At 65.6% G+C, this 22,817-nt stretch carries 23 protein-coding genes; 18 read left to right on the top strand and 5 right to left on the bottom strand.

Features of this window, described 5'->3' with window-relative positions; translation table 11 throughout:
- Positions 1-33: 33 nt before the first annotated feature.
- The 11 genes from BM365_RS14920 (at position 34) to BM365_RS14865 (ending at position 12,424) form a co-directional block, all read left to right on the top strand.
- A complete protein-coding gene (locus tag BM365_RS14920) occupies positions 34-573 on the top strand; it encodes a GNAT family N-acetyltransferase (protein WP_093490817.1) in 540 nt (179 codons plus the stop codon).
- Positions 570-902, top strand: a complete 333-nt coding sequence (locus BM365_RS14915) for a non-heme iron oxygenase ferredoxin subunit (protein ID WP_093490296.1) — start codon at positions 570-572, stop codon at positions 900-902. The genes BM365_RS14920 and BM365_RS14915 overlap by 4 nt, the downstream gene beginning before the upstream one ends.
- A 587-nt stretch (positions 903-1,489) precedes the next feature.
- Positions 1,490-3,781: a TonB-dependent receptor gene (locus BM365_RS14905; protein WP_093490294.1), complete on the top strand. Its 2,292-nt coding sequence runs from the start codon at positions 1,490-1,492 to the stop codon at positions 3,779-3,781.
- A gap of 64 nt (positions 3,782-3,845) precedes the next feature.
- Positions 3,846-4,532 (top strand): Fe2+-dependent dioxygenase, encoded by a 687-nt coding sequence (locus BM365_RS14900; RefSeq protein ID WP_093490293.1) that lies wholly within the window; start codon positions 3,846-3,848, stop codon positions 4,530-4,532.
- A gap of 99 nt (positions 4,533-4,631) precedes the next feature.
- Positions 4,632-5,087, top strand: a complete 456-nt coding sequence (locus BM365_RS14895) for a hypothetical protein (RefSeq protein WP_139227446.1) — start codon at positions 4,632-4,634, stop codon at positions 5,085-5,087.
- 104 nt (positions 5,088-5,191) lie between these two features.
- On the top strand, positions 5,192-7,603 hold the full coding sequence (locus BM365_RS14890; RefSeq protein ID WP_093490291.1) for a TonB-dependent receptor domain-containing protein: 2,412 nt from the start codon (positions 5,192-5,194) through the stop codon (positions 7,601-7,603).
- Positions 7,604-7,711: 108 nt separating this feature from the next.
- Positions 7,712-8,347 carry a PepSY-associated TM helix domain-containing protein gene (locus tag BM365_RS14885; RefSeq protein ID WP_093490290.1) on the top strand — a complete coding sequence of 212 codons (636 nt, stop codon included), beginning with the start codon at positions 7,712-7,714 and terminating at the stop codon, positions 8,345-8,347.
- Positions 8,348-8,375: 28 nt separating this feature from the next.
- Positions 8,376-8,909 carry a DUF2271 domain-containing protein gene (locus BM365_RS14880; protein WP_093490289.1) on the top strand — a complete coding sequence of 178 codons (534 nt, stop codon included), beginning with the start codon at positions 8,376-8,378 and terminating at the stop codon, positions 8,907-8,909.
- A gap of 31 nt (positions 8,910-8,940) precedes the next feature.
- Positions 8,941-9,753, top strand: coding sequence for a DUF4198 domain-containing protein (locus tag BM365_RS14875; RefSeq protein WP_093490288.1), 813 nt, complete (start codon positions 8,941-8,943; stop codon positions 9,751-9,753).
- Between the two features lie 41 nt (positions 9,754-9,794).
- The gene (locus BM365_RS14870) at positions 9,795-10,787 is read left to right on the top strand and encodes an FAD:protein FMN transferase (protein ID WP_093490287.1); all 993 of its coding nucleotides are present in this window, start codon (positions 9,795-9,797) and stop codon (positions 10,785-10,787) included.
- 53 nt (positions 10,788-10,840) lie between these two features.
- Positions 10,841-12,424 carry a sulfite reductase subunit alpha gene (locus BM365_RS14865; RefSeq protein WP_233210879.1) on the top strand — a complete coding sequence of 528 codons (1,584 nt, stop codon included), beginning with the start codon at positions 10,841-10,843 and terminating at the stop codon, positions 12,422-12,424.
- Between the two features lie 7 nt (positions 12,425-12,431).
- On the opposite strand, the gene BM365_RS14860 is transcribed toward BM365_RS14865, so the two are convergent.
- The gene (locus BM365_RS14860) at positions 12,432-13,037 is read right to left on the bottom strand and encodes a HutD/Ves family protein (RefSeq protein WP_093490285.1); all 606 of its coding nucleotides are present in this window, start codon (positions 13,035-13,037) and stop codon (positions 12,432-12,434) included.
- A 276-nt stretch (positions 13,038-13,313) separates the two neighbouring features.
- On the bottom strand, positions 13,314-13,649 hold the full coding sequence (locus BM365_RS14855) for a ComEA family DNA-binding protein (RefSeq protein ID WP_093490284.1): 336 nt from the start codon (positions 13,647-13,649) through the stop codon (positions 13,314-13,316).
- Between the two features lie 230 nt (positions 13,650-13,879).
- On the opposite strand from BM365_RS14855, the gene BM365_RS14850 reads away from it, so the two are divergent.
- Together BM365_RS14850 and BM365_RS14845 are read left to right on the top strand one after the other, a co-directional pair.
- Complete coding sequence (locus BM365_RS14850; RefSeq protein WP_093490283.1) at positions 13,880-15,370, top strand: M20 family metallopeptidase; 1,491 nt, start codon at positions 13,880-13,882, stop codon at positions 15,368-15,370.
- 136 nt (positions 15,371-15,506) lie between these two features.
- Positions 15,507-15,773: a GlsB/YeaQ/YmgE family stress response membrane protein gene (locus BM365_RS14845; RefSeq protein WP_093300722.1), complete on the top strand. Its 267-nt coding sequence runs from the start codon at positions 15,507-15,509 to the stop codon at positions 15,771-15,773.
- Between the two features lie 69 nt (positions 15,774-15,842).
- On the opposite strand, the gene BM365_RS14840 is transcribed toward BM365_RS14845, so the two are convergent.
- A complete protein-coding gene (locus BM365_RS14840; protein WP_093490282.1) occupies positions 15,843-17,249 on the bottom strand; it encodes a mannose-1-phosphate guanylyltransferase/mannose-6-phosphate isomerase in 1,407 nt (468 codons plus the stop codon).
- 72 nt (positions 17,250-17,321) lie between these two features.
- Between BM365_RS14840 and BM365_RS14835 the strand changes: the two genes are divergently transcribed.
- The 5 genes from BM365_RS14835 to BM365_RS14815 are packed head-to-tail and all read left to right on the top strand — an operon-like array spanning position 17,322 to position 20,913.
- On the top strand, positions 17,322-18,338 hold the full coding sequence (locus BM365_RS14835; RefSeq protein WP_093490816.1) for an aminoglycoside phosphotransferase family protein: 1,017 nt from the start codon (positions 17,322-17,324) through the stop codon (positions 18,336-18,338).
- Positions 18,335-19,039, top strand: a complete 705-nt coding sequence (murU, locus tag BM365_RS14830; protein WP_093490281.1) for an N-acetylmuramate alpha-1-phosphate uridylyltransferase MurU — start codon at positions 18,335-18,337, stop codon at positions 19,037-19,039. The genes BM365_RS14835 and murU overlap by 4 nt, the downstream gene beginning before the upstream one ends.
- A 48-nt stretch (positions 19,040-19,087) precedes the next feature.
- Positions 19,088-19,648, top strand: coding sequence for an RNA polymerase sigma factor (locus BM365_RS14825; protein WP_093490280.1), 561 nt, complete (start codon positions 19,088-19,090; stop codon positions 19,646-19,648).
- Complete coding sequence (locus BM365_RS14820; protein WP_139227445.1) at positions 19,638-20,027, top strand: hypothetical protein; 390 nt, start codon at positions 19,638-19,640, stop codon at positions 20,025-20,027. The genes BM365_RS14825 and BM365_RS14820 overlap by 11 nt, the downstream gene beginning before the upstream one ends.
- A gap of 10 nt (positions 20,028-20,037) precedes the next feature.
- Positions 20,038-20,913 carry a PDZ domain-containing protein gene (locus tag BM365_RS14815; protein ID WP_093490278.1) on the top strand — a complete coding sequence of 292 codons (876 nt, stop codon included), beginning with the start codon at positions 20,038-20,040 and terminating at the stop codon, positions 20,911-20,913.
- A gap of 1 nt (position 20,914) precedes the next feature.
- Here BM365_RS14815 and hda read toward each other — a convergent pair whose 3' ends face one another.
- Together hda and BM365_RS14805 are read right to left on the bottom strand one after the other, a co-directional pair.
- Positions 20,915-21,622, bottom strand: a complete 708-nt coding sequence (gene hda / locus BM365_RS14810; RefSeq protein ID WP_093490815.1) for a DnaA regulatory inactivator Hda — start codon at positions 21,620-21,622, stop codon at positions 20,915-20,917.
- Positions 21,623-21,645: 23 nt separating this feature from the next.
- Complete coding sequence (locus BM365_RS14805) at positions 21,646-22,809, bottom strand: AI-2E family transporter (RefSeq protein ID WP_093490277.1); 1,164 nt, start codon at positions 22,807-22,809, stop codon at positions 21,646-21,648.
- Positions 22,810-22,817 lie beyond the last annotated feature (8 nt).

Genomic DNA, 22,817 nt, shown 5'->3' with positions numbered 1-22,817 from the left:
GGTAAAAGGGGTTGCCGCCCTACAATGGGCGGCATGGATACCCTGACCTTTCGCTCCGCCGTCCCCGCCGACATTCCGGCCCTCGTCGCCCTGGTGACCTCCGCCTACCGCGGTGATGTCAGCAAGCAGGGCTGGACCACCGAAGCCGACATGCTCGATGGCCAGCGCATCGATCCGGACGTGCTCGCCCGCGACATCGAACGCGACCGCAGCCGCATCCTGCTGGCCGAGCGCGACGGCGTGCTGTTGGCCTGCGCGCACGTGGCAGAGGATGAGGGTGCGGGCTACTTCGGCATGTTTTCCGTGCGGCCCGACCTGCAGGGCGGCGGCGTCGGCAAGGCCATGCTGGCGGAAGCCGAACGCGTGGCGCGCGACGAATGGCGGTTGCCCGCGATGCGGATGACGGTGATCGACATCCGCGACGAGCTGATCGCGTTCTACGAACGCCGCGGCTACATGCGCACGGGCATCAAAAAACCCTTTCCCTATGGCGATGAGCGTTACGGCATCCCCAAGCGCGACGATCTGCGCTTCGAGATCCTGGAGAAGCCGCTGGCGGGGGCTATCGCGTGAGCGAGACCTGGACGTTCGTCTGCGCTACCGGTGAGCTGCTGCCCGGCGAACTGAAGACCGTGTTCGACGAAGTGACCGCGACGCCTATCGTGGTGCTGAACCACGATGGCGACCTGTACGCACTGGAAGACAAATGCAGCCATGAGGATTTCGAGTTGTCCTCGGGCCACTTCGACCCCGCCGAGGCCAGCATCGAATGCGTCCTGCACGGAGCCCGCTTCGACGTCCGCGACGGGCGCGCCCTGTGCGCGCCGGCCTACTCGCCGGTCGCCAAATTCCCGGTCCGGCTGGAGCACGGGGGCATCTGGACCCGGGACGACCGCGACTGACCCTCAGAATGTGAATATTCTGTTGTAATCGCAAATCATTCTCATTATCCTGTCGCACCCCTGCGGCAGATCGCCGCAGCCCGCCCCTCCGAGGCCCCGGTGCCGCGCGTCCTTCGCCCAGTCCTGCCGACCGCCGTTTGCCTGCTCCTGGCATGCGCGATGCTGTTCGCGGGCGGGCTCTTCGCTACCCCCGTGCATGCGACCGCCGACGCCAAGGGCCCGCTGGTCGAGGCCGCGGCGAATGAAGACCTTGCGCTCAGCGCGAGCGACAGCGAGGTCGACCACGCCGCTTTGCCGATGCCTGCAGAATCCGAACCGGCGGCCGGCGCCATTCGCGCCCTCGCCTCGCGATGCCCCCTCGGCGGGCGATATCTCGCTGCGCTCATGCACGACGGTCCACGCGCACGGTCCCCCGCCTATCGCGGCTGCGGGCCTCCTCGCTGACTCCCGTCTAGGCGCCGCGCGTTTCCGCGCGATGCCTCCGTTTCTCCTGCGCGCCGAACGCCGTGCACGGCCCGAACCCGTTCTTTCCCTCTGCCCCGTAGCTTTCGCCACCGGGTCATCCGCTCAAGCACACAAGGATGCCTATGAACCTCCGTCTCTCTCCCCTGACCGCCGCGCTGCTCATGGCGATCACCGCTCCTGCACTCGCCGCGCCCGGTGGTGACGTGCCCGCCGACGCCGCCATGCAGGCCAAGGAACTGGACACCGTCGAGGTGCACGGTGAGCGCGTCCAGAAAGCCAGCTCGCCGAAGTACACCGAAGACCTGGTCGACACGCCGCAGACGATCACCGTGGTGACCAGCGAAGTCATGGCGCAGCAGAACCTGCTGGGCCTTAAGGACGTGCTGAGCACGCTGCCCGGCATCACCTTCGGCGCTGGCGAGGGCGGCGGCGGCTATGGCGACAGCATCAACCTGCGCGGCTTCACCGCCAGCAGCGACATCACCACCGACGGCGTGCGCGACAGTGCGCAGTACACGCGCAGCGACACATTCAACCTCGAATCGATCGAGCTGATCAACGGCGCCAACTCGGCCATGTCCGGCGCCGGCTCCGTCGGCGGCACCATCAACCTGGTCAGCAAGACCGCGCGCGAGGGCGATTTCAACACCTTCACCATGGGCGCTGGCTCGGACAAGTACAGCCGCGTGACCGCCGATAGCAACGTCGACTTCGAGAACGGTATCGCCGTCCGCTTGAACGCCATGGGCCATACCCAGGACGTGCCCGGCCGCGACGAAGAATTCAAGCACCGCTGGGGTTTTGCGCCGTCGATCGCGTTCGGCCTGGATTCCGACACCCGCTTCACGCTGAGCTACCTGCACCAGCACGACAACAACATGCCGCAGTACGGCGTACCGTTCGCATTGAGTCCGTTCAACGACGGCCCGCTGCCGGGCGTGGATCGCGAAACGTATTTCGGCTACCGGAACACGTCGCGGCAGGAAAGCGATGTCGACATGCTGACCGGCGTATTCGAAATGGATTTCGGCGACCATGTCGGCCTGCGCAGCCTGGCGCGGTTGCAGCGCGTCGAGCAGTACACGAACGCCACCGCACTGCAGGGTTCATGGTGCCTCCCGAACAACACCAACCCGTACACCGGCCAGGCCTGCGTGGGCCAGCCCGCAGGCACGTGGAATCCGAATGGCGGCCCGCGCGGGCTGGTACGCGATACCGAGAATTTCATCGCCCACAGCCAGACGGACCTGACGGCCAGCTTCAGCACGGGCGCCGTGCGCCATGACGTCGTCGTGGGCGTGTCCTTCAGCAAGGAGGACTTCGAACTCGACACCGGCACAACCTTCCGCAATCCCGACGGATCCACGACGGGCATCACCTACCCGATCCAGAACTTCGACAACCCGTACAACGTCTGGACCGGCCCGCAGAACTACTTCCGCACAGGCCGCACCGAGGGCAGCCTCAACAACCAGGCGGTGTACGTATTCGATACGCTGAAGTTCGGCGACCAATGGTTGTTGAACCTGGGCGCGCGCTACGAACACAACGAAGGCGACACGGTGAATTACGCTGTCTCCACCACGGGCCAGATCACTGGTGTGAGCGGCGTCTTCGAGAACGAGGACGATCTGTTCTCGTACCGCGCAGGCCTGGTGTATAAGCCGGTCGACAACGCCAGCGTCTACCTGTCCTACGCCAACAGCAAGACGCCATCGAAGTCGTCGGTCAATGGCGCGTGCAGCGCGGTGACGTGCAACGTCGACCCGGAAACCGCGGTCAACATCGAGCTGGGCACCAAGTGGGACGTGCTGGAGAACCGATTGGCGGTAACCGCCGCACTGTTCCGCAATGAGCGCCAGAACTACAAGGTGGCCAGCGTCGACCCGTTGCAGCCAGAGCAGGTGCTCGACGGCAAGGCGCGTGTGGACGGTATTGCTTTGGGCGTGGCCGGCAACATCACGCGCGAGTGGGCGGTGTTCGCCAACTACACGTTCCTGGATAGCGAAGTCCTGCAGAACGCGGCCGATGGTGCCCCCAGCGATCCGGTCAAGGGCAACGAACTGACCCAGACGCCGCGCCATTCGGCGAGCCTCTGGAGCACGTACGAACTCGGCGACTGGACTTTCGGTTACGGCGCGACGTACCAGGGCAGCTTCTATCCGAACAACTCCTCTGCCACGGCCTACCTGGAGACGGAGGCCTACTGGGTCCACCGCGCGATGGTCGGTTACCAGATCAATGAACGTATCGGCCTGCAGCTCAACGTCAGCAACCTCTTCGACGAGGAGTACTACACCGGCATCCGCAACAACCTGACCGTCAACGGCGCGGGCGTGGTTACCGCCGGCAACGGCTGGGCCAATCCGGGCGAAGGCCGCTCGGCGGTGCTGACGGCCACGTTCCGGTTCTGAGTCACCCACGCGACACGGCCCCGCCCATGCACAATGGGCGGGGTTTCTTTTCGAGGCGAACCGCATGTTGCTGGCGATCCCGGATGTCCTGACTCCCGCGCAGGTCGCGCAAGCACGGGCGCGGCTGGATGCCGCCGATTGGGCGGACGGCCGCATCACCGCGGGCTATCAGTCGGCCAAGGCCAAGGACAACGCGCAGTTGCCGGAGGATTCGCCGGCCGCGCGTGACGTCGGCGCGCTGATCCTGGACGCGCTCTCGCGCAACAGCACCTTCTTCTCGGCGGCGCTGCCGAGGCGCATCTATCCGCCGCTGTTCAATCGCTACGATGGCGGCCAGTCCTTCGGGTACCACGTCGACAACGCGATCCGCTACGACCGCAGCCGCGGCGGCGTAGACCCCGTACGCACGGATCTTTCCGCCACGCTCTTCCTGAGTGCACCGGAAGACTACGACGGCGGCGAACTGATCATCGAGGACACCTTCGGCACCCAGAGCGTGAAGCTGCCGGCCGGCCACATGGTGCTCTACCCCGGCACCAGCCTGCACCGGGTGACGCCGGTGACGCGCGGTGCGCGCGTGGCTTCGTTCTTCTGGCTGCAGAGCATGGTGCGCGATGATGGCCAACGCCGGCTGATGTTCGAACTGGACGTCTCCATCCGTCGCCTGACCGCCGACGTGCCCGAGCACCCTGCGCTGGTGCAACTGACCGGCGTGTATCACAACCTGCTCAGGCAGTGGGCCGAGACCTGACCGGCACAAACAAGATCCAACCTCGTTTGCACTTGATAAGTATTCTCATTTAGAATGTTCATTACGGCCCGCCGATATGGCGTGCCCACGGGGACATTCTTGAACCAGCTGCCTGATAAGCCGTTAGACCTGCACATCCCGGGCATGGCGCATTCGCCGTGGCGCCGGATGGTGGTTTGGGCGGTCCTGGTCGCGGGTCTGGCCGCGCTGCTTGGCGCCTATCTCCCCGCCTCCTCCGGCGTTGCGGGAGGCACTGTCGTCGAAGCGGCCAGCGCACCGTCTTTCGTCTTTCACGACATCCGCACCCCCGACGAGCCGCGCGAAGAGCAGCACCGCGAGACGCCTGCGAAAAAGGCCCGGCTGACGGCACTCAAGGTGCTGACCCAACGCGCAGCAGGCCCGGCGCAGAGCACAGCGTTCCATCTGCAGACTTCACCAGCGCCGTTGGACACGGATTCACAGGCATCCCTGTCGCGCCTCAACGCCCAGGGCGCGCCGCTCAGAACCGATCCCGCGCTGAGCCTCCATCACGGACAGGCGCCTCCGGCCGCCTGATCCGCATCGTGCGGCCCGCATGAGGCCGTCGCTGTACTTCGCTCAACACAGCCGCGCATCCGCGCGATGGCTGCCTCTTTCTTTCATCCCATCCAAATGACCCCATGAACGTCACTCGTACGTCCGTGCGCGCGCCGCTGCGCCGCAACCGCCTTGCCCTCGCCCTGCTGACCCTCGCAGCCTCACCGGCCGTCGCCCAGACCGCTCCGGATGCTTCCGGTGCCAACACGCTTGATACCGTGGTGGTGACGGCTTCCGGCTTCGAACAGAAGATCACCGACGCGCCCGCGAGCATCAGCGTGATCACGCGCGAAGAACTCGCCAAGCGCCCCTACATGAGCCTGTTAGACGCCGTGCGCGACCTGGAAGGCGTCGACGTGGGCGAAACGCGCGACAAGACCGGTCAGGGCACGATTTCCATGCGCGGCATGGGCTCGGATTACACGCTGATCCTGGTTAACGGCAAGCGCCAGAACAACCATGGCGATATCTACCCGAACAACTTCGCCGGCAACCAGTTCAACCACATCCCGCCGCTGGATGCGATCGAGCGTATCGAAGTGATCCGCGGGCCGATGTCCACGCTCTACGGTGCGGATGCGATGGGCGGCGTGATCAACGTCATCACCAAGAAGAACCTGGACACCTGGAGCGCGTCGGCCACGATCGGCCGCACCTTCGAGACCGATGACCAGTTTGGTGACGACACGACGGTGGATTTCTACGTCACGGGTCCGCTCGTCCGTGGCGTGCTGGACTTCAGCGCGCGCGGCAGTTGGTACGAGCGCGATGCGTCGAATCCGGTGTACGCCCCCGTCACCGATCCGGCGGGTGTCACCCACACGCGGCCGCTGGGCTTCGGCAGCGGCGGCAAGACGGTGGACAACACCAACAAGGCCGGTGGCTTCAGCCTGGATTGGACGCTGTCGGACAACCAGACCCTGACGTTCGACTACGACACCTCACGCCAGGAATACGACAACAGCACCAAGATCAACGACTCGGGCGCGGAGGAATATCCGGTCGGCACCGTCGACAGCATCGCCAGCATCTGGTCCGCAGGTAACGCCTGCCTGGGCGCGGCCGGCACGAACGCCAGTACTTGCGCGGCCAATGGCGGCACCTGGGGACGGCGTGCGAATCCGCGCGTGGGCTACGGCCCCACCCAGGAATTCACGCGTGAAAGCTGGTCGCTCACGCACGAGGGCACGTGGGCATTCGGCAACAGCCTCGTCTCGCTCGCGCACATCGCCACCAACAACGATGGCCGTACGCTGCCCTTCACCGTGGCCGAGCGCGAACAGCTGCTGGCGATGATCGATGGCACGGGCGCCTACGCGGGCATGAGCCTGGCCGATCGGCGCGCGCTGGCGGAATCGACCTTCCTGCCGCGGCCCAAGCGCACTCTGGAGAGCCGCCAGTACACGCTGGATGCCAAGGTGGACATGCCGTGGCAGTGGCGTGGCGACCACACCTTGGTGCTGGGCACGCAGGTGATCCGCGGCGAATTGGAAGACGGCGTGTTCGGCATGGAGGCCGGTACCCCGAGCGCGGTGCAGGAGCACAACATGTACTCGGTGTTCGCTGAAGACACCTGGCGCGTGACCGAACCGCTGGCGATCACCGCCGGCCTGCGCTACGACGACCACGAAGTATTCGGCGATCAACTCAGCCCGCGCCTGTATGGTGTGTACACCGTAAGCGACCAGTGGACGGTCAAGGGCGGCATCAGCACGGGCTTCAAGACGCCGAAAACCACCCAGTTGTACGACGGCATCATCGGCTTTGGCGGCCAAGGCACCACGCCGTTGTTCGGCAACCCCGACCTGCAGCCGGAAACCAGCACCAGTACGGAACTGGCCCTGTATTGGCAGCACCCGGATGGGCATGGCTTCAACGCGACCGTGTTCCGCAACGAATTCGACGACAAGCTCTCCACCGAGAGCTGTGGTGTGGGACTGGCCTTGGCCTGCCCCACCGGCGAGTACGCCGACCTCGGCTATGTCAGCGGCAGCGTGCCGGTGAACATCGACGAGGCCGTGGTCCAGGGCGCCGAGCTGGCCGGGCGCTGGCAGATCAGCGAGCGGTTCGGGTTCCGTGCCAATTACACCTACACGGACAGCGAGCAGAAGAGTGGTCCGTCGCGCGGCCTTCCGCTGGGCAACAGCGCCAAGCACATGGCCAACGCCACGCTCGATTGGCAGACCACCGACAGGTTCAACCTGTTCCTGAGTGCGGAAGTCCGCTCCAAGCGCTATCGCGGCGTGGACGCTGTCACTGGCGCCCCGCAGTACTGGAAGGACTATGAAGTGTTCCACCTGGGCGCCGCGTACAAGGCCACCGACTGGCTCACGATCAATGCCCGCATCAACAATCTGCTCGACCGCGACTTCACCAGCTACGAGTACTCGTTCGTCGACAACAACGACGGTACCTACACGCTTTCGGCCCAGGACGACTACAACAACAAGGACAAGGCACGCAGCGTCTGGTTGAGCTTCAACGTCAACTTCTGACGTCTCGGTGCGTTCCCCTCCGGGCCGGGAGGGGAACGCCCTTCAATTGAGAGCCATTCTCATCTGTGATGTAATGGCCGTCCTGCTTCCACGCTATCGAGACCCTGTTTGTCCCCAACCGCCTCTCCTGCCCTGCAACAGCAACGCCGCGGCTTCTGGCTGCGCACGCTGCACCAGTGGCACTGGATCAGCTCGGCGGTCTGTCTGGTGGGGATGCTGCTGTTCACGATCACCGGCATCACGCTCAACCACGCGGCGCGGATCGAGGCCAAGCCCGAGGTCAGCAACCGCACGGCCACGCTGCCGGCGACGGTGCTCGCGGGCCTGGGCGACCGGCAGGAAGGCAATGCGCCGCTTCCACCGCCCGTCGCGGGCTGGCTGGAAGACGAGCTGTCGATCGCCGTCGGCGCACGGCAGGCGGAATGGTCCGATGTCGAGGTCTATCTCTCGATGCCCGGCCCGGGTACCGATGCCTGGCTGAGCATCGATCGCGAAACCGGCGCCGTGGAGTTCGAGCGTACCAACCGCGGCTGGATCTCCTACTTCAATGACCTGCACAAGGGCCGCAATGCCGGCACCGCATGGAGCTGGTTCCTGGACATCTTCGCGGTCGCCTGCCTGGTGTTCTGCATCACCGGGTTGTTTCTGCTCTACCTGCACGGGCGCCAGCGCCGCATGACCTGGCCGATGGTCGGCCTGGGGCTGCTGGTACCGCTGCTGATCACCCTGCTCTTCATCCATTGACCCCTTCCACGAACCCACGAGTGACCGCATGTCGAAGATCGCCGTCCACACCACGCTGACCATCGCGCTCAGCGGCCTGCTGGCCACCCCGGCGTATGCCGCCACCCTGGACATCAGCGTTGAAGTTCCCAAACTCAATGTCGCCGAGTACCACCGTCCTTACGTGGCGATCTGGGTCGAGGGGGCGGACCAGAAGGTCGCCGCCAATCTGTCGGTCTGGTACCAGCAACGCGATACCGCCGAAGGCCATGGCACGAAGTGGCTGCCCGACATGCGCCAGTGGTGGCGCAAGTCCGGCCGCACGTTGAAGGTGCCGGTGGATGGCGTGACGGGTCCGACCAAGCCGGTGGGCAAGCATGCGCTGAGCTTCACCGATAAGCAGCCCGAACTCGCCAAGCTGGCGCCGGGCGAATACACGCTCGTCGTCGAAGCCGCGCGCGAAGTCGGCGGCCGCGAGCTGCTGAAGATCCCCTTCAGCTGGCCGGGCAAGAAACCGCCGCAGACCGGCAAGGCGCAGGGCACCACCGAGCTCGGTGCCGTCACGCTGACCGTCAAGCCCTGATTCCCTTCCACGTACGCAGCTGGAGATTCCGATGAAGCGTTCCCTCGCCGTGGCCATCGCCCTGGCCTCCGTCATTCCCGCCAGCGCCCTGGCGCACAAGGCCTGGATGATGCCGTCGCAGACGGTCATCGCCGGCACCAACCCGTGGATCACGGTGGACGCTGCCGTGTCCAACGACCTGTTCTATTTCAACCATGTGCCGCTGCGCACCGAAGGCCTGGTCATCACTGCGCCGGACGGCAGCACGGCGGAGGCGCAAAACCTCGCCACCGGCAAATACCGCACCGTGTTCGATGTCGAACTGAAGCAGCAGGGCACCTACCGCATAGCGACCATCAACAAGGGCCTGATGGTCCGTTGGGAAGGCGCGGACGGCAAGCCGGCCGGCCTGCGCGGCGCAAAGCCCGAAGACCTCGCCACCAAGGTGCCGAAGGACGCGAAGAACCTGCAGGTCTCGCAGTCGCTGGGTCGCATCGAAACCTTCGTGACCAACGGCTCGCCGAACGACACCGCGCTGAAGGCGACGGGTGAAGGTCTCGAATTGATTCCGGTGACGCACCCCAACGATCTGTTCGCCGGTGAAGCGGCGAAGTTCAAGATGCTGGTCGATGGCAAACCCGCCGCCGGGCTCGAATTCGAGATCACCCGCGGTGGCACCCGTTATCGCAATGCGCAGGAAGAGATCAAGGTCACCACCGACGCCAACGGTGAATTCAGCGTTACCTGGCCGGAAGCCGGCATGTATTGGCTGGAAACCGGCACGGAAGACACCAAGACCACGATCCCGCAGGCCAAGCAGCGTCGCCTGAGCTACGTGGCCACGCTGGAAGTGCTGCCGCAGTAATCCGCACCGCGCCGCCGGATACGATCCGGCGGCGTTTCTGCATGAACGCGACTCTCCCCGCTCCTCCTGCACCGAACGTGCTCACGCAGGCCCTGCATGGGCAGACGATGGGCACGACCTGGTCCGTGCGCTTCCACACGTCTGCTCGCTGGGATCTACATGCCCTGCATGATGCCGCGCAATCGCAGCTGGATCGCGTAGTGGCGCAGATGAGCACCTGGGAGCCGGATTCCGATATCAGCCGCTTCAATCGTGCGGATGCCGGTACGTGGTTCCCGTTGCCCGAAGACTTTGCCAACGTGCTCACCGCCGCGCTGGACGTCGCCGCGCGTAGCAATGGCGCTTTCGACCCCTCCGTGTCGCCGCTTGTCGCCGCGTGGGGTTTCGGCGCGCACGCCGGTGCCCGCGTGCGCCCGTCCGATGCTGCGCTTGCGCATGCACGGAGGAGTGTCGGTTGGAAGCAACTGTCGTTCGATCAAGCGGCCGGTCGCGTGCTCCAGCGCGGCGGCATCACCCTCGACCTCTCGGCTATCGCCAAGGGCTATGGCGTGGACCTGGTGGCTTCGCTGCTGCGCCAACGCGGCATCGAAAGCGCCCTCGTCGAAGTCGGCGGCGAACTCTACGGTTACGGCCGCAAGGCCGATGGACAGCCGTGGCGGGTGTTGGTCGAGTCCTCTCCCGACGAAGAAGCCGACAACGAGGGATTGGAGCCCCGCGTGCTGGTTCTGGACGGAGTAGCGGTCGCGACGTCGGGCGATCGTTGGCATGCGTATGAGCGTGACGGTACCCGTTACTCGCACACCATCGACCCGCGCACCGGTGCGCCCGTCCACGATGTCGCGGCGGCCGTCACGGTCGTCGCGGAGACGGCGATGCACGCCGATGCCTGGGCAACGGCGCTGACCGTGATGGGCACCGATGCAGGCTTGGCCCACGCTTCGGCACTCGGCCTTGCCGCACGTTTCCTCGAACGAACCCCTGATGGTTTGCTGGAGCGCGTAACGCCCGCCTTCGAACGGCATCTCGACGCATGAGTCCGTCGACTTCAGGGTCCGGTCTCCGCGCACGCGCCGGCAATGGCTTGGCCATGCTGGCGCTCGCTGCCGCAGGCGGATTCATGGCGTCATGGCAAGGCGGCGATTGGTGGGTGGCGACGCCCGCGATGGGCCGGTGGGCTGCGGCGGGTGTGGCACTGCTCGCCTATATCGGGCTGACGGCAGGATGGTTGTGGTTTGCACATCGGCGGGATCGCGCGACGTCACCCGGCGGCACCGTGCCGCATGACGCGACATGGGTCGTGCATGCCAGCCAGACCGGCTTCGCTCTCGAGCTGGCAGACTTGACAGCGGCCTCGCTCCGCGCGGCGGGCATGCCGGTGCAGCGCGCGGCGCTGGAACACCTGGATAGCGATCGATTGGCCGCCATCAGGCAGGCGTTGTTCGTCGTCAGCACGACAGGTGAAGGCGATCCGCCGGACCCGGCATTGGGTTTCGTGCGCTCTGTGATGGGGAAATCCGCCACGCTGGCCAACTTGCGTTACGCCGTTCTGGCGTTGGGCGACCGGGAATACCAGCACTTCTGCGCCTTCGGCCATCAACTCGACGACTGGCTGCGTCGGCACGCGGCGCAACCCCTGTTCGATCTCGTCGAAGTCGACAATGCCGACGACGGCGCGCTCCGCCATTGGCAGCATCATCTGGGACAGATCAGCGGCGGCACCGACCTGCCCGACTGGGATGCACCTCGATACTCAACGTGGACGCTGGTCGAACGCCTGGAACTCAATCCTGGCAGCGTCGGCGGTAGCGCCTTCCATCTCGCCCTTGCACCTCCCACGGGAACGACGCTGGACTGGGTGGCGGGCGACATTGTCGAGATCGGTCCACGGCATGCCCGCGCGGACGTCGACGTTTTCCTCGCATCGCGGGGCCTTGCTTCCGAAGCCCGGGTGAGCTGGCAAGGCGAGACCTTCACTCTGGCGGACGTGATCGCGCGCAGCCAATGGCCGTCGGCGCAACTCATTTCACCTGACACCACCCCGCAATCATTGGCGGATGCCGCGCTGCCCTTGCCGCACCGTGAGTACTCGATCGCCTCGATCCCAACGGACGGTACGCTGCAGCTGCTCGTACGCCTGATGACGCGCGATGACGGCTCGCCCGGTTTGGGAAGCGGTTGGCTTTGCCGACACGCGGCGCTCGGCGATGGCATCGCGTTGCGTATCCGCCGCAACCCCAACTTCCACGCACCTTCCGCAACCGTACCGATGATCCTGATCGGCAACGGTACCGGACTGGCGGGACTGCGCGCGCATCTGCGCGCGCGCGCGCACGCGGGCGCTCATCGCAACTGGTTGTTGTTCGGCGAGCGGCAACGGGCGCACGACTATTTCCATCGCGACGAACTCGAACACTGGCACGCGGGTGGACATCTGGAGCGGCTGGACCTTGTGTTCTCCCGAGATGGCGACCCGCATCGCTATGTACAGCACGCACTGCGAGCGCACGCCGAGACGCTGCGCGAATGGATCGGTGCCGGCGCAGCACTCTATGTCTGCGGCAGCCTGGAGGGCATGGCGCCCGGCGTTGACCAGGTGTTGCGCGATGTGTTGGGCGACGCGCAGGTGGAAGACCTGCTGGCCGCGAGCCGTTATCGTCGCGACGTCTACTGACCCGCCATCAAGGCGAAATATCGCCCGGCGCGAGTGTTTGGATGCGAATGGCGAGCAACTCACCCCCGCCATGCAGTGCGTAACGCTTGCGGCCCTCAGGAGAGACGAGCAGCGCGGTGTCCCCGCTCCATAGCGCGGGCAGATCGTCCACCACGTCGAACTCGGCCTGCCCGGCGAGCAGATGAATAGCCCAGGTAACGCCAGGCTCGGCAAAGAACAGCATGGGCCCGACCAGTGGGCGGTGGAACAATTCCGCATGCACCGTATCGCGCCGCCACATCAGGTTGAAATCATGGGTGATTCCGTCGACGAGCTCACCCATTACTCCCTCTTCGCCACGGAAACGGCTTCGCTCGTGCGGGGGTAACAGCTCAACGCATCGGCCATCCTCGAAACGCAAACGAAGTCCGTTTCCGCGCAGCAATACCAGTTCCCGATCGATGCCAGGGAACGATGAGAACGCCGCATCACGCTCGATCTCCGCGATCGACAGCCGCCAGTTCCAAGCATTGTCATCGGGAACCCGCACAATCTCGCGCGTCCATCCCAGGCCGTTCTTCCAGCGCTCGCGCCGATACTCATTCGCTGGAATGACGTGCGATCTCTCGAACATGGGACCCCCGAAGCCGAAGTGCGATTCTAGCGCTATCGGAATCGTCGCCCATGCCCACGCATACGCCCGAAAAGCACATCGCCCGGACGCGCTTCGCGTGCCCGGGCGATGTTTACCTCCGTGTCGGCTCCTGCCTGACGCCAGGCTCCCGCCTGGCCCTTGCGCTTCCATCGCGCGAAAGGTACGTCCTTGTCGGCATCCTGCCTGTTTCCCCCCGGCATCCTGCCCCTGCGCAAGGTGTCCACGTCCTGTGGAGCTGCCTCGCGCGGGAATTGATCAGCGCCTGGCCACCGGCTTCGGCTTGGCTGCGCTCGCGGCGGCAGGCTTGGCTTGCGCCGCGCCACTGCGCAGTTCGATCCGCTCCCGGTTCTGCTCTACCAGACTCAGGCCGATGCCCTTCACCATGGCCAACTCTTCAGCGCTCTTGAACGGACCATTGGTCTTGCGGTACTCCACGATCGCGGCAGCCTTGGACGGCCCCACGCCAACCAGCACCCGGTCCAGCGCGGCGGCGTCGGCCGTATTGATATTGACCTTCTCCGCCGCCAGCGCCGGCACGACCAACAGCAACGACAGCGCGATGGCCTTGGCAAACTGGATGAACGACTTCATGACGACTCTCCTTGTGACGTTGGACTCTCCATGGATGACGGATGCGTCGCCGTATCCGCCATGTTCCCGTCGCTTGCGACGGTGTGGAAAGTCTCCAGCGCCCACGGCAGCCAAGGTATCGCCCCGACGCGCGCGGGTCTGCCCGTAAACCCCCCGCCGCCATGTAGGAAAAGTCCTACCCGCCGGGGGCGTAGAATGGGCGGTCACCGCATTCAGTGCCCGGAGTTGCCATGGATACCGCCAAAGTCGACCGCTACGTTGCCGAGAAATGGGATGACGAGATCGTCCCGCAGTTGGTCGAATACATCCGGATCCCGAACAAGTCGCCAATGTTCGACAAGGATTGGGTGGCCAATGGCTACATGGAGCAGGCGGTGCAACTGATGGAGCGCTGGGCCAGGGCCCAGTCAGTGCCCGGCATGCAGGTGGAGGTGGTCCGGCTGGAAGGTCGTACCCCACTGATCTTCATCGAGATTCCGGCCACTGGCCCGGAAACGGGCGCCGACACGGTGTTGCTGTACGGTCACCTGGACAAGCAGCCGGAGATGACCGGCTGGGACGACGACTTGGGACCTTGGGTGCCGGTCATCAAGGGCGACAAACTGTATGGCCGCGGCGGTGCCGATGACGGCTATGCGATCTTCGGTTCGCTGGCCGCCATCCAGGCGCTGCAACAGCAGGGCGTGCCGCACGCGCGCTGCGTGGTGCTGATCGAAGCCTGCGAGGAATCCGGCAGCTACGACCTCCCTGCCTACGTTGACCACCTCGCCGACCGCATCGGCAAGCCCTCACTGGTGGTCTGCCTGGATTCGGGTTGCGGCAACTACGAGCAATTGTGGTGCACGACCTCGCTGCGTGGCCTGGCCGGCGGCAACTTCACGGTCAAGGTGCTGGAGGAAGGCGTCCACTCGGGCGATGCCTCCGGCGTCGTGCCTTCCAGCTTCCGTCTGCTCCGCCAGTTGCTGTCGCGGCTGGAAGATGAGCAGACCGGCCGCATCCTGCCCGATGGCCTCCGCGTCGAGATTCCCGCAGACCGCCAGGCGCAGGCGCAGGAAGCCGCGCGTGTGCTGGATACGGCGGTGTTCGACAAGTTTCCGTTTCTGCCCGGCATGACGCCGATGGCGAAAGATCTCGCCGAACTGGTGCTAAACCGCACGTGGCGCCCTGCCCTGTCCGTCACCGGCGTCGACGGCATGCCGCCGTTGTCCTCAGCGGGCAACGTGCTGCGCCCTTACACATCGGTGAAGCTGTCGCTGCGCCTACCGCCGACCCTCGAAGGCAAGCAGGCCGGCCAGCTGCTGAAGGAGCTGCTGGAAAAGGATCCGCCCAACGGTGCGCAGGTCAGCCTGGAACTGGAGAAGGCCAGCACCGGCTGGAATGCGCCGGCGATGTCGCCATGGCTCGAGAACGCTATCGACGCCTCGAGCCGCGAGTTCTTCGGCAAGCCCGCGATGTACATGGGCGAAGGCGGCACGATTCCCTTCATGGGCATGTTGGGCGAGAAGTTCCCCGGCGCGCAGTTCATGATCACCGGCGTGCTCGGCCCGCACTCCAACGCGCATGGCCCGAACGAATTCCTGCACATCCCGATGGGCAAGAAGGTCACCGCCTGCGTAGCGCGTGTGGTCGCCGAACATCATGCCGCCAGCGTGCGCGGCGAAACGACGGGCGTGGCGGCCGTGGCCGGCGGCGAGCAACACGGCGACCACGGCTGCTGCTGATCGGCTGACAGATTGAGGCAGTAGAAACGCCGGGGGAACCCGGCGTTTTTTGTATCCACAATGCGCGGGGATAGCCCACCACACTGAGGCCTGCTAGGCTCGCATCGCCCCACACCTTCCCAACCGGAGCGATTCGATGGAACAGATTTTTGGTGGCGGTATTCTCTGGACCCTGCTCATCGGCTTTCTCGCTGGCCTGCTCGCACGTGCGCTGAAACCCGGCGACGACAAGCTTGGCTTCTTCATGACCATCGTGCTCGGCATACTGGGTGCACTGTTGGCCCGCTTCATCGGCGGCGCACTGGGCTGGTACAGCCCGGGCGAACCGACCGGCTTCATCGCCTCGGTGATAGGAGCGATCCTCCTGCTGGTGATCTACGGCTTCGTCCGCAAGAAGAAGTGATCCGCAGACAAAAAAGGCCCCGCATCCGCGGGGCCTTTTTCTTTGCATCGAACTCAGCCGGCAGAACGATCACTGGCTGCGGCCGTACACGTCCTCGAACCGCACGATATCGTCCTCGCCCAGGTAGCTGCCGGACTGTACTTCGATCAGTTCAAGCGGCACCTTGCCCGGGTTCTCCAGGCGGTGCTTCACGCCGAGAGGGATATACGTACTTTCGTTTTCCGACAGCAGCAGCACTTCGTCGCCACGCGTCACCCGCGCGGTCCCGCTGACCACGATCCAGTGCTCGGCACGGTGGTGGTGCATCTGCAGGCTGAGCGAAGCTCCCGGCTTGACCTTGATGCGTTTCACCTGGTGGCGCCCGCCGTTGTCGACGGAATCGTAGCTGCCCCACGGACGGTGCACTTCGCGGTGCAGGATGGCCTGGCTGCGCTGCTCCTTCTTCAGCTGCGCGACAACCTGCTTGACCTCCTGCACGCGGTCCTTGCGCGCGACGAGGACCGCATCGTCGGTTTCGACCACCACGATGTCGTCCACGCCGACCAGTGCGACCAGGCGCTGCGAGTAGGCGTAACTGTTGCGGCTGTCCACGGCGATGACGTCGCCATGGTGCGCGTTGCCGTCGGCATCGCGCTCAGCGACATCCCACAACGCAGACCAGCTGCCTACATCGTTCCAGCCGATGTCGACCGGCAGAACCATCGCGTGATCGGTCTTCTCGAAGACCGCGTAGTCGATCGAGTCGGACGGACAGGCGGCGAAGGCCTCCTTTTGCAGACGCACGAAATCGCCATCGTGGCGAGCCCCCGCATGCGCCGCGCGCACCGCTTCGACGATGTCGGGACGGAAACGCGCAAGCTCTTCGATGTACCGGCTGGCGCGGAACAGGAACATGCCGCTGTTCCAGTAGTAGCCACCCGCGTCCAGATAGGACTGGGCGGTGGCGCCATCGGGCTTCTCGACGAAGCGGGCAACCTTGCGCAATCCGTCGCCGGTTTCGGCCTGGATGTAGCCGAACCCTGTCTCCGGTGCATCGGGCACGATGCCGAAGGTCACCAGCGCGCCCGCATCCGCCGCCGCCGATGCCTCGCGCACGGCGCGCTGGAAGCCGGCGACGTCGCGGACAACGTGGTCGGACGGCAGTACCAGCAGCAAGGGATCGGCGCCGCCGGCCATCGCTTGCAGGGCTGCTGCAGCGATCGCGGGCGCAGTGTTGCGGCCGACCGGCTCCAGCAGGATCGCCGGCACCGGTGCGCCCACCTGGCGCAGCTGCTCAGCGACGAGGAAACGGTGTTCCTCGTTGGCGACCACGATCGGCGCAAGGTCGGCCAGCGCTTCGGCGCGCCGCCAAGTGGCCTGCACCATGGTGTCGTCGCTGGCCAGCGGCAGGAATTGCTTGGGGTAGGCCTCGCGCGACAGCGGCCACAGGCGCGTGCCAGAGCCGCCGGAAAGCAACACAGGTTGGAGTTTGGCCATGCCAGCCTCGCAAGTCGGTAGGGCGCCAGTTTACCCTGTAGCCCTTTATCGCCTGTGCCCGACCGCAACCGCATGAACCCTACGATTCAGGACCCTTCCGGGCGCGGCGCCCAGCGCCTGGACTGGGCGCGCGGAGCGCTCGGCGACCCTTACGCGCAGCTCGAGCGCGCATCGATGGATGCCGGCTTCCGCAGCTACTGGCGCAGCCTCGGCGATGGCCCCGGGCGCATCGTGATGGATTCGCCTCCCGGCCTGGAGGACGTTCGCCCCTGGTTGGCCATGCGCGAACTGCTGGCGAGTGGCGGCGTGCGCGTGCCCGAGGTGCAGGCCATCGACATCGAGCACGGTTTTCTTCTGCTGGAAGACCTGGGTGGCCCGACGCTCGCGCACGTCATCAGCGACGATAACGCCGACACTTGGTTCGATGCCGCCCTCGAACAACTGCTGCGCCTGCAGGCGATCACCCCGCCGGAGGGCATGGGCGAGTTCGGGGAAGCACTGTTGCAGCGCGACGCGGGCTTGTTCGACGAATGGTTCCTGCGTCGCCACCTGGGGCTGACGCTGGGTTGCGGCGAAGCCGAAGGACTGGAACTGGCCCAACGCCGCCTGATGGACAACGCGTTGACGCAGGCGCGCGTGCTGACCCATCGCGACTTCATGCCGCGCAACCTGATGCCGGTGGCACCCGGACCGGCGGTGTTGGATTTCCAGGACTGCGTGCGCGGACCGGTCGCATACGACGCGATGAGCCTGTTCAAGGATGCGTTCCTCAGCTGGCCGCTGGAGCGCGTGGATGGATGGTTGGCTCGTTATCACGCGCGTGCCACCCGTGCGGGCCTGCCGGTGCCGGAACTGAAAGTGTTCTTGCGCGACGCGGACTGGATGGGCATCCAGCGGCACCTGAAGATTCTCGGCATCTTCTCTCGCTTGCACTACCGCGACGGCAAGACCCGGTATCTGCCCGACGTGCCGCGTTTCATCCGCTATCTCGACGAAGTGCTGCCGCGCTATCCGGAGCTGACGGGCCTGCGCACATTGCTTGATGACCGCATCAAGCCGGTCCTGCACGCCCGCGGGGAGATCGCATGAAGGCGCTGGTCTTCGCGGCGGGGCTCGGCGAGCGTATGCGACCGTTGACCGACCGCACGCCCAAGCCGTTGATCGAAGCCGGCGGCAAACCGCTGATCGTCTGGCACTTGGAGAAGCTGGCGGCGCTCGGCGTGCAAGACGTCGTCGTCAACACCAGTTGGCTGGCCGACCGCTTCCCCGAGACGCTCGGCGATGGCACGCGCTGGGGTCTGCGCATCCACTACCTCTACGAGGGCGAAACGCCCTTGGAAACCGGTGGCGGCATGCTCAATGCGCGCCCGCTACTGGGCGAAGCGCCGTTCCTGCTCGTCAATGGCGACATCTGGACCGATTTCGACTTCGCTCGATTGCCACGAGAACCGGCCGGGCTGGCGCACCTGGCGCTGGTGGATCCGCCCGTCTTCGCTCCGCGTGGAGATTTCGCGCTGGATGCGGCGGGTACATTGCATCGCGAGGGCGAACACCGGCTCACGTATGCAGGCTTAGGCATCTACCGCCCCGCCTTGCTCGACGACTGGCAAACACATGCGTCAGCTCAGGTTCGCGAGACCGCCGTCGGGAAGCCGCGGTTCCCGCTCCTGCCATTGCTGCATGCCGGCATGGCGGATGGGTGCATCACGGGGGAGCGCCTGTCGGGGCGCTGGACCGATGTCGGTACGCCGGAGCGGCTGGCGGAACTGAACCGGGAGCTCGCGCCTTAGCGTCCATGGGTGCGACGGAAAGCGTCCTTCGCACGTACTGTGGACCGTATGGATGCCCGCGTTCCCGACCACGCCCCCGCCACGGAAGCACAGTTGCTCCGGCAGGCGCGCCGTGGCGACCAGGCAGCGTTCGAATCGCTGTATCACGACCATGCGCGCGCGGTGCACGCGTTGGCGCTACGGCTGACGGGCAACGCTGCGGAATCGGAAGACATCGTGCAGGAGACCTTCCTGCGTATGTTCGGCTTCCTGTCGGGTTTGCGCGAAGACACACCGCTGCGGCCGTGGCTGAAACGCGTGGCCGCCAACCTGGCCATCGATCGATTGCGCCGACAGCACCCCGCCGGCAAGGAGGCCGACCTCGCCGCCCTGGTGGATGAGACCCAGCTGTCGGCCTCCGATGCCGCCGACGCGGAAGCCTTGTTGCGACGATTGCCACCGCTCGCCCGTACTGTCGTATGGCTACACGAAATGGAGGGCTGGTCGCACGAGGACCTCGCCCGTCGCTTCGGCCGCACGGCCAGCTGGTCCAAGTCGCTGTTGTCGCGTTCGCTCGCCCGGTTGCGCGAAGGCCTCGAGCCCCACGGAGATGTTTCCCATGACCCCTGAATCCATCCAGGCACGCCTAGCTGCCCTCCCAGAACCGGCATTGCCGTCCTCGTTGTGGCCGCGCCTGCATCTGGCGCGCGTGCGCCAGCGGGAGCGACGCCGACGCTTCATCGCGGGCGGCATGGCGGTGCTGGCCTTGGTCGCGCTACCGTTCGTCTATACGCGCATCGTCTCGCCTCCCGCTCCGCCGCCCGATGCTTTCGCCGCCGGTCCGCGCGCCCCGCTACACGAGGAGCCGCTGCGCATCGTCGATCGCGAACTGCAGCACGCGTATGAACGTGGCGCCAGCGAACAGGAATTGCAGCAGCTGTGGCAGCGACGCCAGGCGATCGCGCGCAGTGGAAGCACGAACGTCGTTCCCCAACCTTTTGAAATCTGAGGTCCCCGCAATGAACACCTCCCGCATGCTCACGCGCACGCTGCTCGCCGCGACCTTCGCGGCCGGCATCGCTTCAAGCGCCGTCGCACAGTCGACGCGCGAACTGGACGCTGCCCTGCTGCAGATGTCGGAGCGGGGCGACCTCAAGGACACCGGCAGCCCGCAGGTGATCCAGAAGCCCGCCCAGGTCCGCTATGAATTGGGTGCCGTCATCGACGTGCGCTCTGCGCAGCGGGCCGGATTGCCCGTGCTGGCGCTGACGCCCGACGGACCTGCGGCACGGCTAGGGCTGAAAGTCGGCGACAGGCTGGTCGGTTTGAATGGTGTGCGGCTGGACGGTGCGACACCGCCTGCGCCGCTGTTGGAACAGGCGATGCAGCGGGGTGAGGGCCGCGTCGCCGCGGAGGTGTTGCGTGGTGGCACCGCTTTGAAACTCAATGGGATCGCAGGCGTGGTGGCGGTGCCCGCGTACCGCATCGAGATCGGTACCCAGGCGAAGGGCGCCTGTGGCTTCGTCACCACGCACGGCGGCGTCGTCCCGAAAAGTCGGGACGTCTTCCATGCCGACATCACCACCATCGATGGACGCAGTACGCCGCTGCAACCGGCTAACCGCCATCGTCTGGCGGTGGGTCAGCACGTGCTGGTGGTGCGTGAGTTCATCGATACGCATCGTCTGAACTCGGCGCAACTGTTCCAGATCAACAAGATGAAGCGCTTTGAGATGGCCAAGGCGTACAAACCACTGGTGGTCGACGTCAAACCGAACATGAGCTACCGCATCGGCGCACGCCTGCTGCGCGACAAGCTCGACACCCAGAGCCTGCGCGACAACGCGTACTGGGAGCCGGTGGTGTGGGAGGAAGTCGCAGAGCGGTGCCCCTGAGTCAGGCCGCCGGCGGCCTTCCACTGCCCAAGGTCTGCCGCAGGAACGGCACGGTGATGCGGCGTTGGGCGGCGAGCGAGGCCCGGTCGAGCGTGTCCAACAACGCGACCAGCGCACCCAGATCGCGCTGGGTATGGGTCAGCAGCCAGTCCAGCGCGGCATCGTCCACCACCAGGCCGCGTCGGTGCGCACGTTCGCGCAGGACGTCGCGACGCCCTTCATCGTCCAGCGGATCCAGCATGACGCGCATGCATTGCTGTAGGCGCGAGCGCAGGTCCGGCAGGCCTAGGCCGAGTTCGTCCGGAATGCCTCGCGCGGTGTAAAGCACGCCCTGTGCCTGCGCGCGCGCGCGATTGTGGAAATCGAACAGCGCGACTTCATCCTCGCGATTGCCCGCGATGGCTTCGAGGCCATCGAGCGCGATCACGTCGTAGCCATCGAGGGCTTCCAGCGCATCGCGCGCTCGCCCGGCTGCCGCCATCATGGGCAAGTAGGCTGCACGGCGCCCCTGCTGCTCGGCGGCCGCGCACATGGCCAGTGCCAGATGGGTCTTTCCGGTACGCGAAGCGCCTGCGATGTAGGTCCACGTCGCGTCGGCCTGCGCGGCCAGCGCCCGCAAGCCAGGCAAGGCGCCGTCCGGTGGCCGGACGAACGTTTCGAATCGTTGGTCGGCGGGATAACGCAGTGCCAAGGGCAACTGCGGCCCCACGCTCGCACCGCCCGGGGTTTTGCTCACGGCGCTTCGGTGCCCCGCTCAGATGCTTGTTCCACGCTGCCCTTGTCGATGTAGGAGTCCAGCAGGATGGCCGGCCTGTCACCCGCGTAGAGACGGCTCTGGGTATAGCGCTCGTGGGCGAACCGCAGCAGCACGTTCGCGATCGCGGCGATCGGCAGCGCCAGCAGCATACCCAGAAATCCGAATAATTGACCTCCCGCCATGATGGCGAAGATCACCGCCACCGGATGCAGGCCGATGCGATCACCGACGATGCGCGGCGTGAGCACGTAACCTTCCAGCATCTGGCCGACGACGAACACGCCCATCACCATCGCCACCAGCGACCAGTCGCCGCCGGACTGCACCAGGGCCGCAATCACGCCCAGCACGATGCCGCTTGCCGTGCCCAGATACGGCACGAAGCTGATCAGGCCGGCAATGATGCCGACCAGCAGACCAACCTTGAGGCCCACCACCGACAAGCCGATCGCATAGATGGCGCCGAGCGCCAGCATCACCAGGAACTGGCCGCGCAGGAACGCACCGAGGACCTCGTTCGATTCGAGCGCCAGCCGGTTGACCGTCGCGATATGGTCGCGCGGCACCAGCGCGGCGATGCGCTCCACCAGCAGGTCCCAATCGCGCAGGAAGTAGAACGTCAGGATCGGCAGCAGTACCAGGTTGGCGATCCACGCCATCACCGCGAAACCGGAGCGCGAGAAATAACCGAACAGCGTCGCCGCGACACCGCCTGCCTGCTGCCAGTGACCGCGCACCCACTCGGTCAGTCGATCCGGATCCAACCAGGCGACCAGTTCCAGGCCCGTCCTGCGCTCGATCCAGGGCAGCGCCGTCTGCACGAACCAGTCGCGATAGGCGGGCAGCGATTCGATCACCGTCACCACCTGTCGCTCGATCATCGGCACCAGGATCACCAGCGCGAGCACCAGCAACAGCAGCATCAGCGTGAACACCAGCACCACGGCCGTGGTCCGGGAGCGCCCCGTGCGCTCCAGACGATCGACCCACGGATCGCCCAACCAACCCAACAACGCGGCGCAGACGAACGGCGTCAGCACGGGCGCCAGCAGCCATATCAGCCACCCGACGATCAGGGCGATGAACAACCATTGCCAACGGCGGGCCAGCGTTCCTACCGGCGTGGAAGAAAGGTCCATGCGATCCC

The organism is Pseudoxanthomonas sp. YR558 (assembly GCF_900116385.1).
GTDB lineage: Bacteria > Pseudomonadota > Gammaproteobacteria > Xanthomonadales > Xanthomonadaceae > Pseudoxanthomonas_A.
The sequence above is the reverse complement of the archived record's forward strand: the minus strand, read 5'-3'. Positions and strand labels throughout refer to the sequence as shown.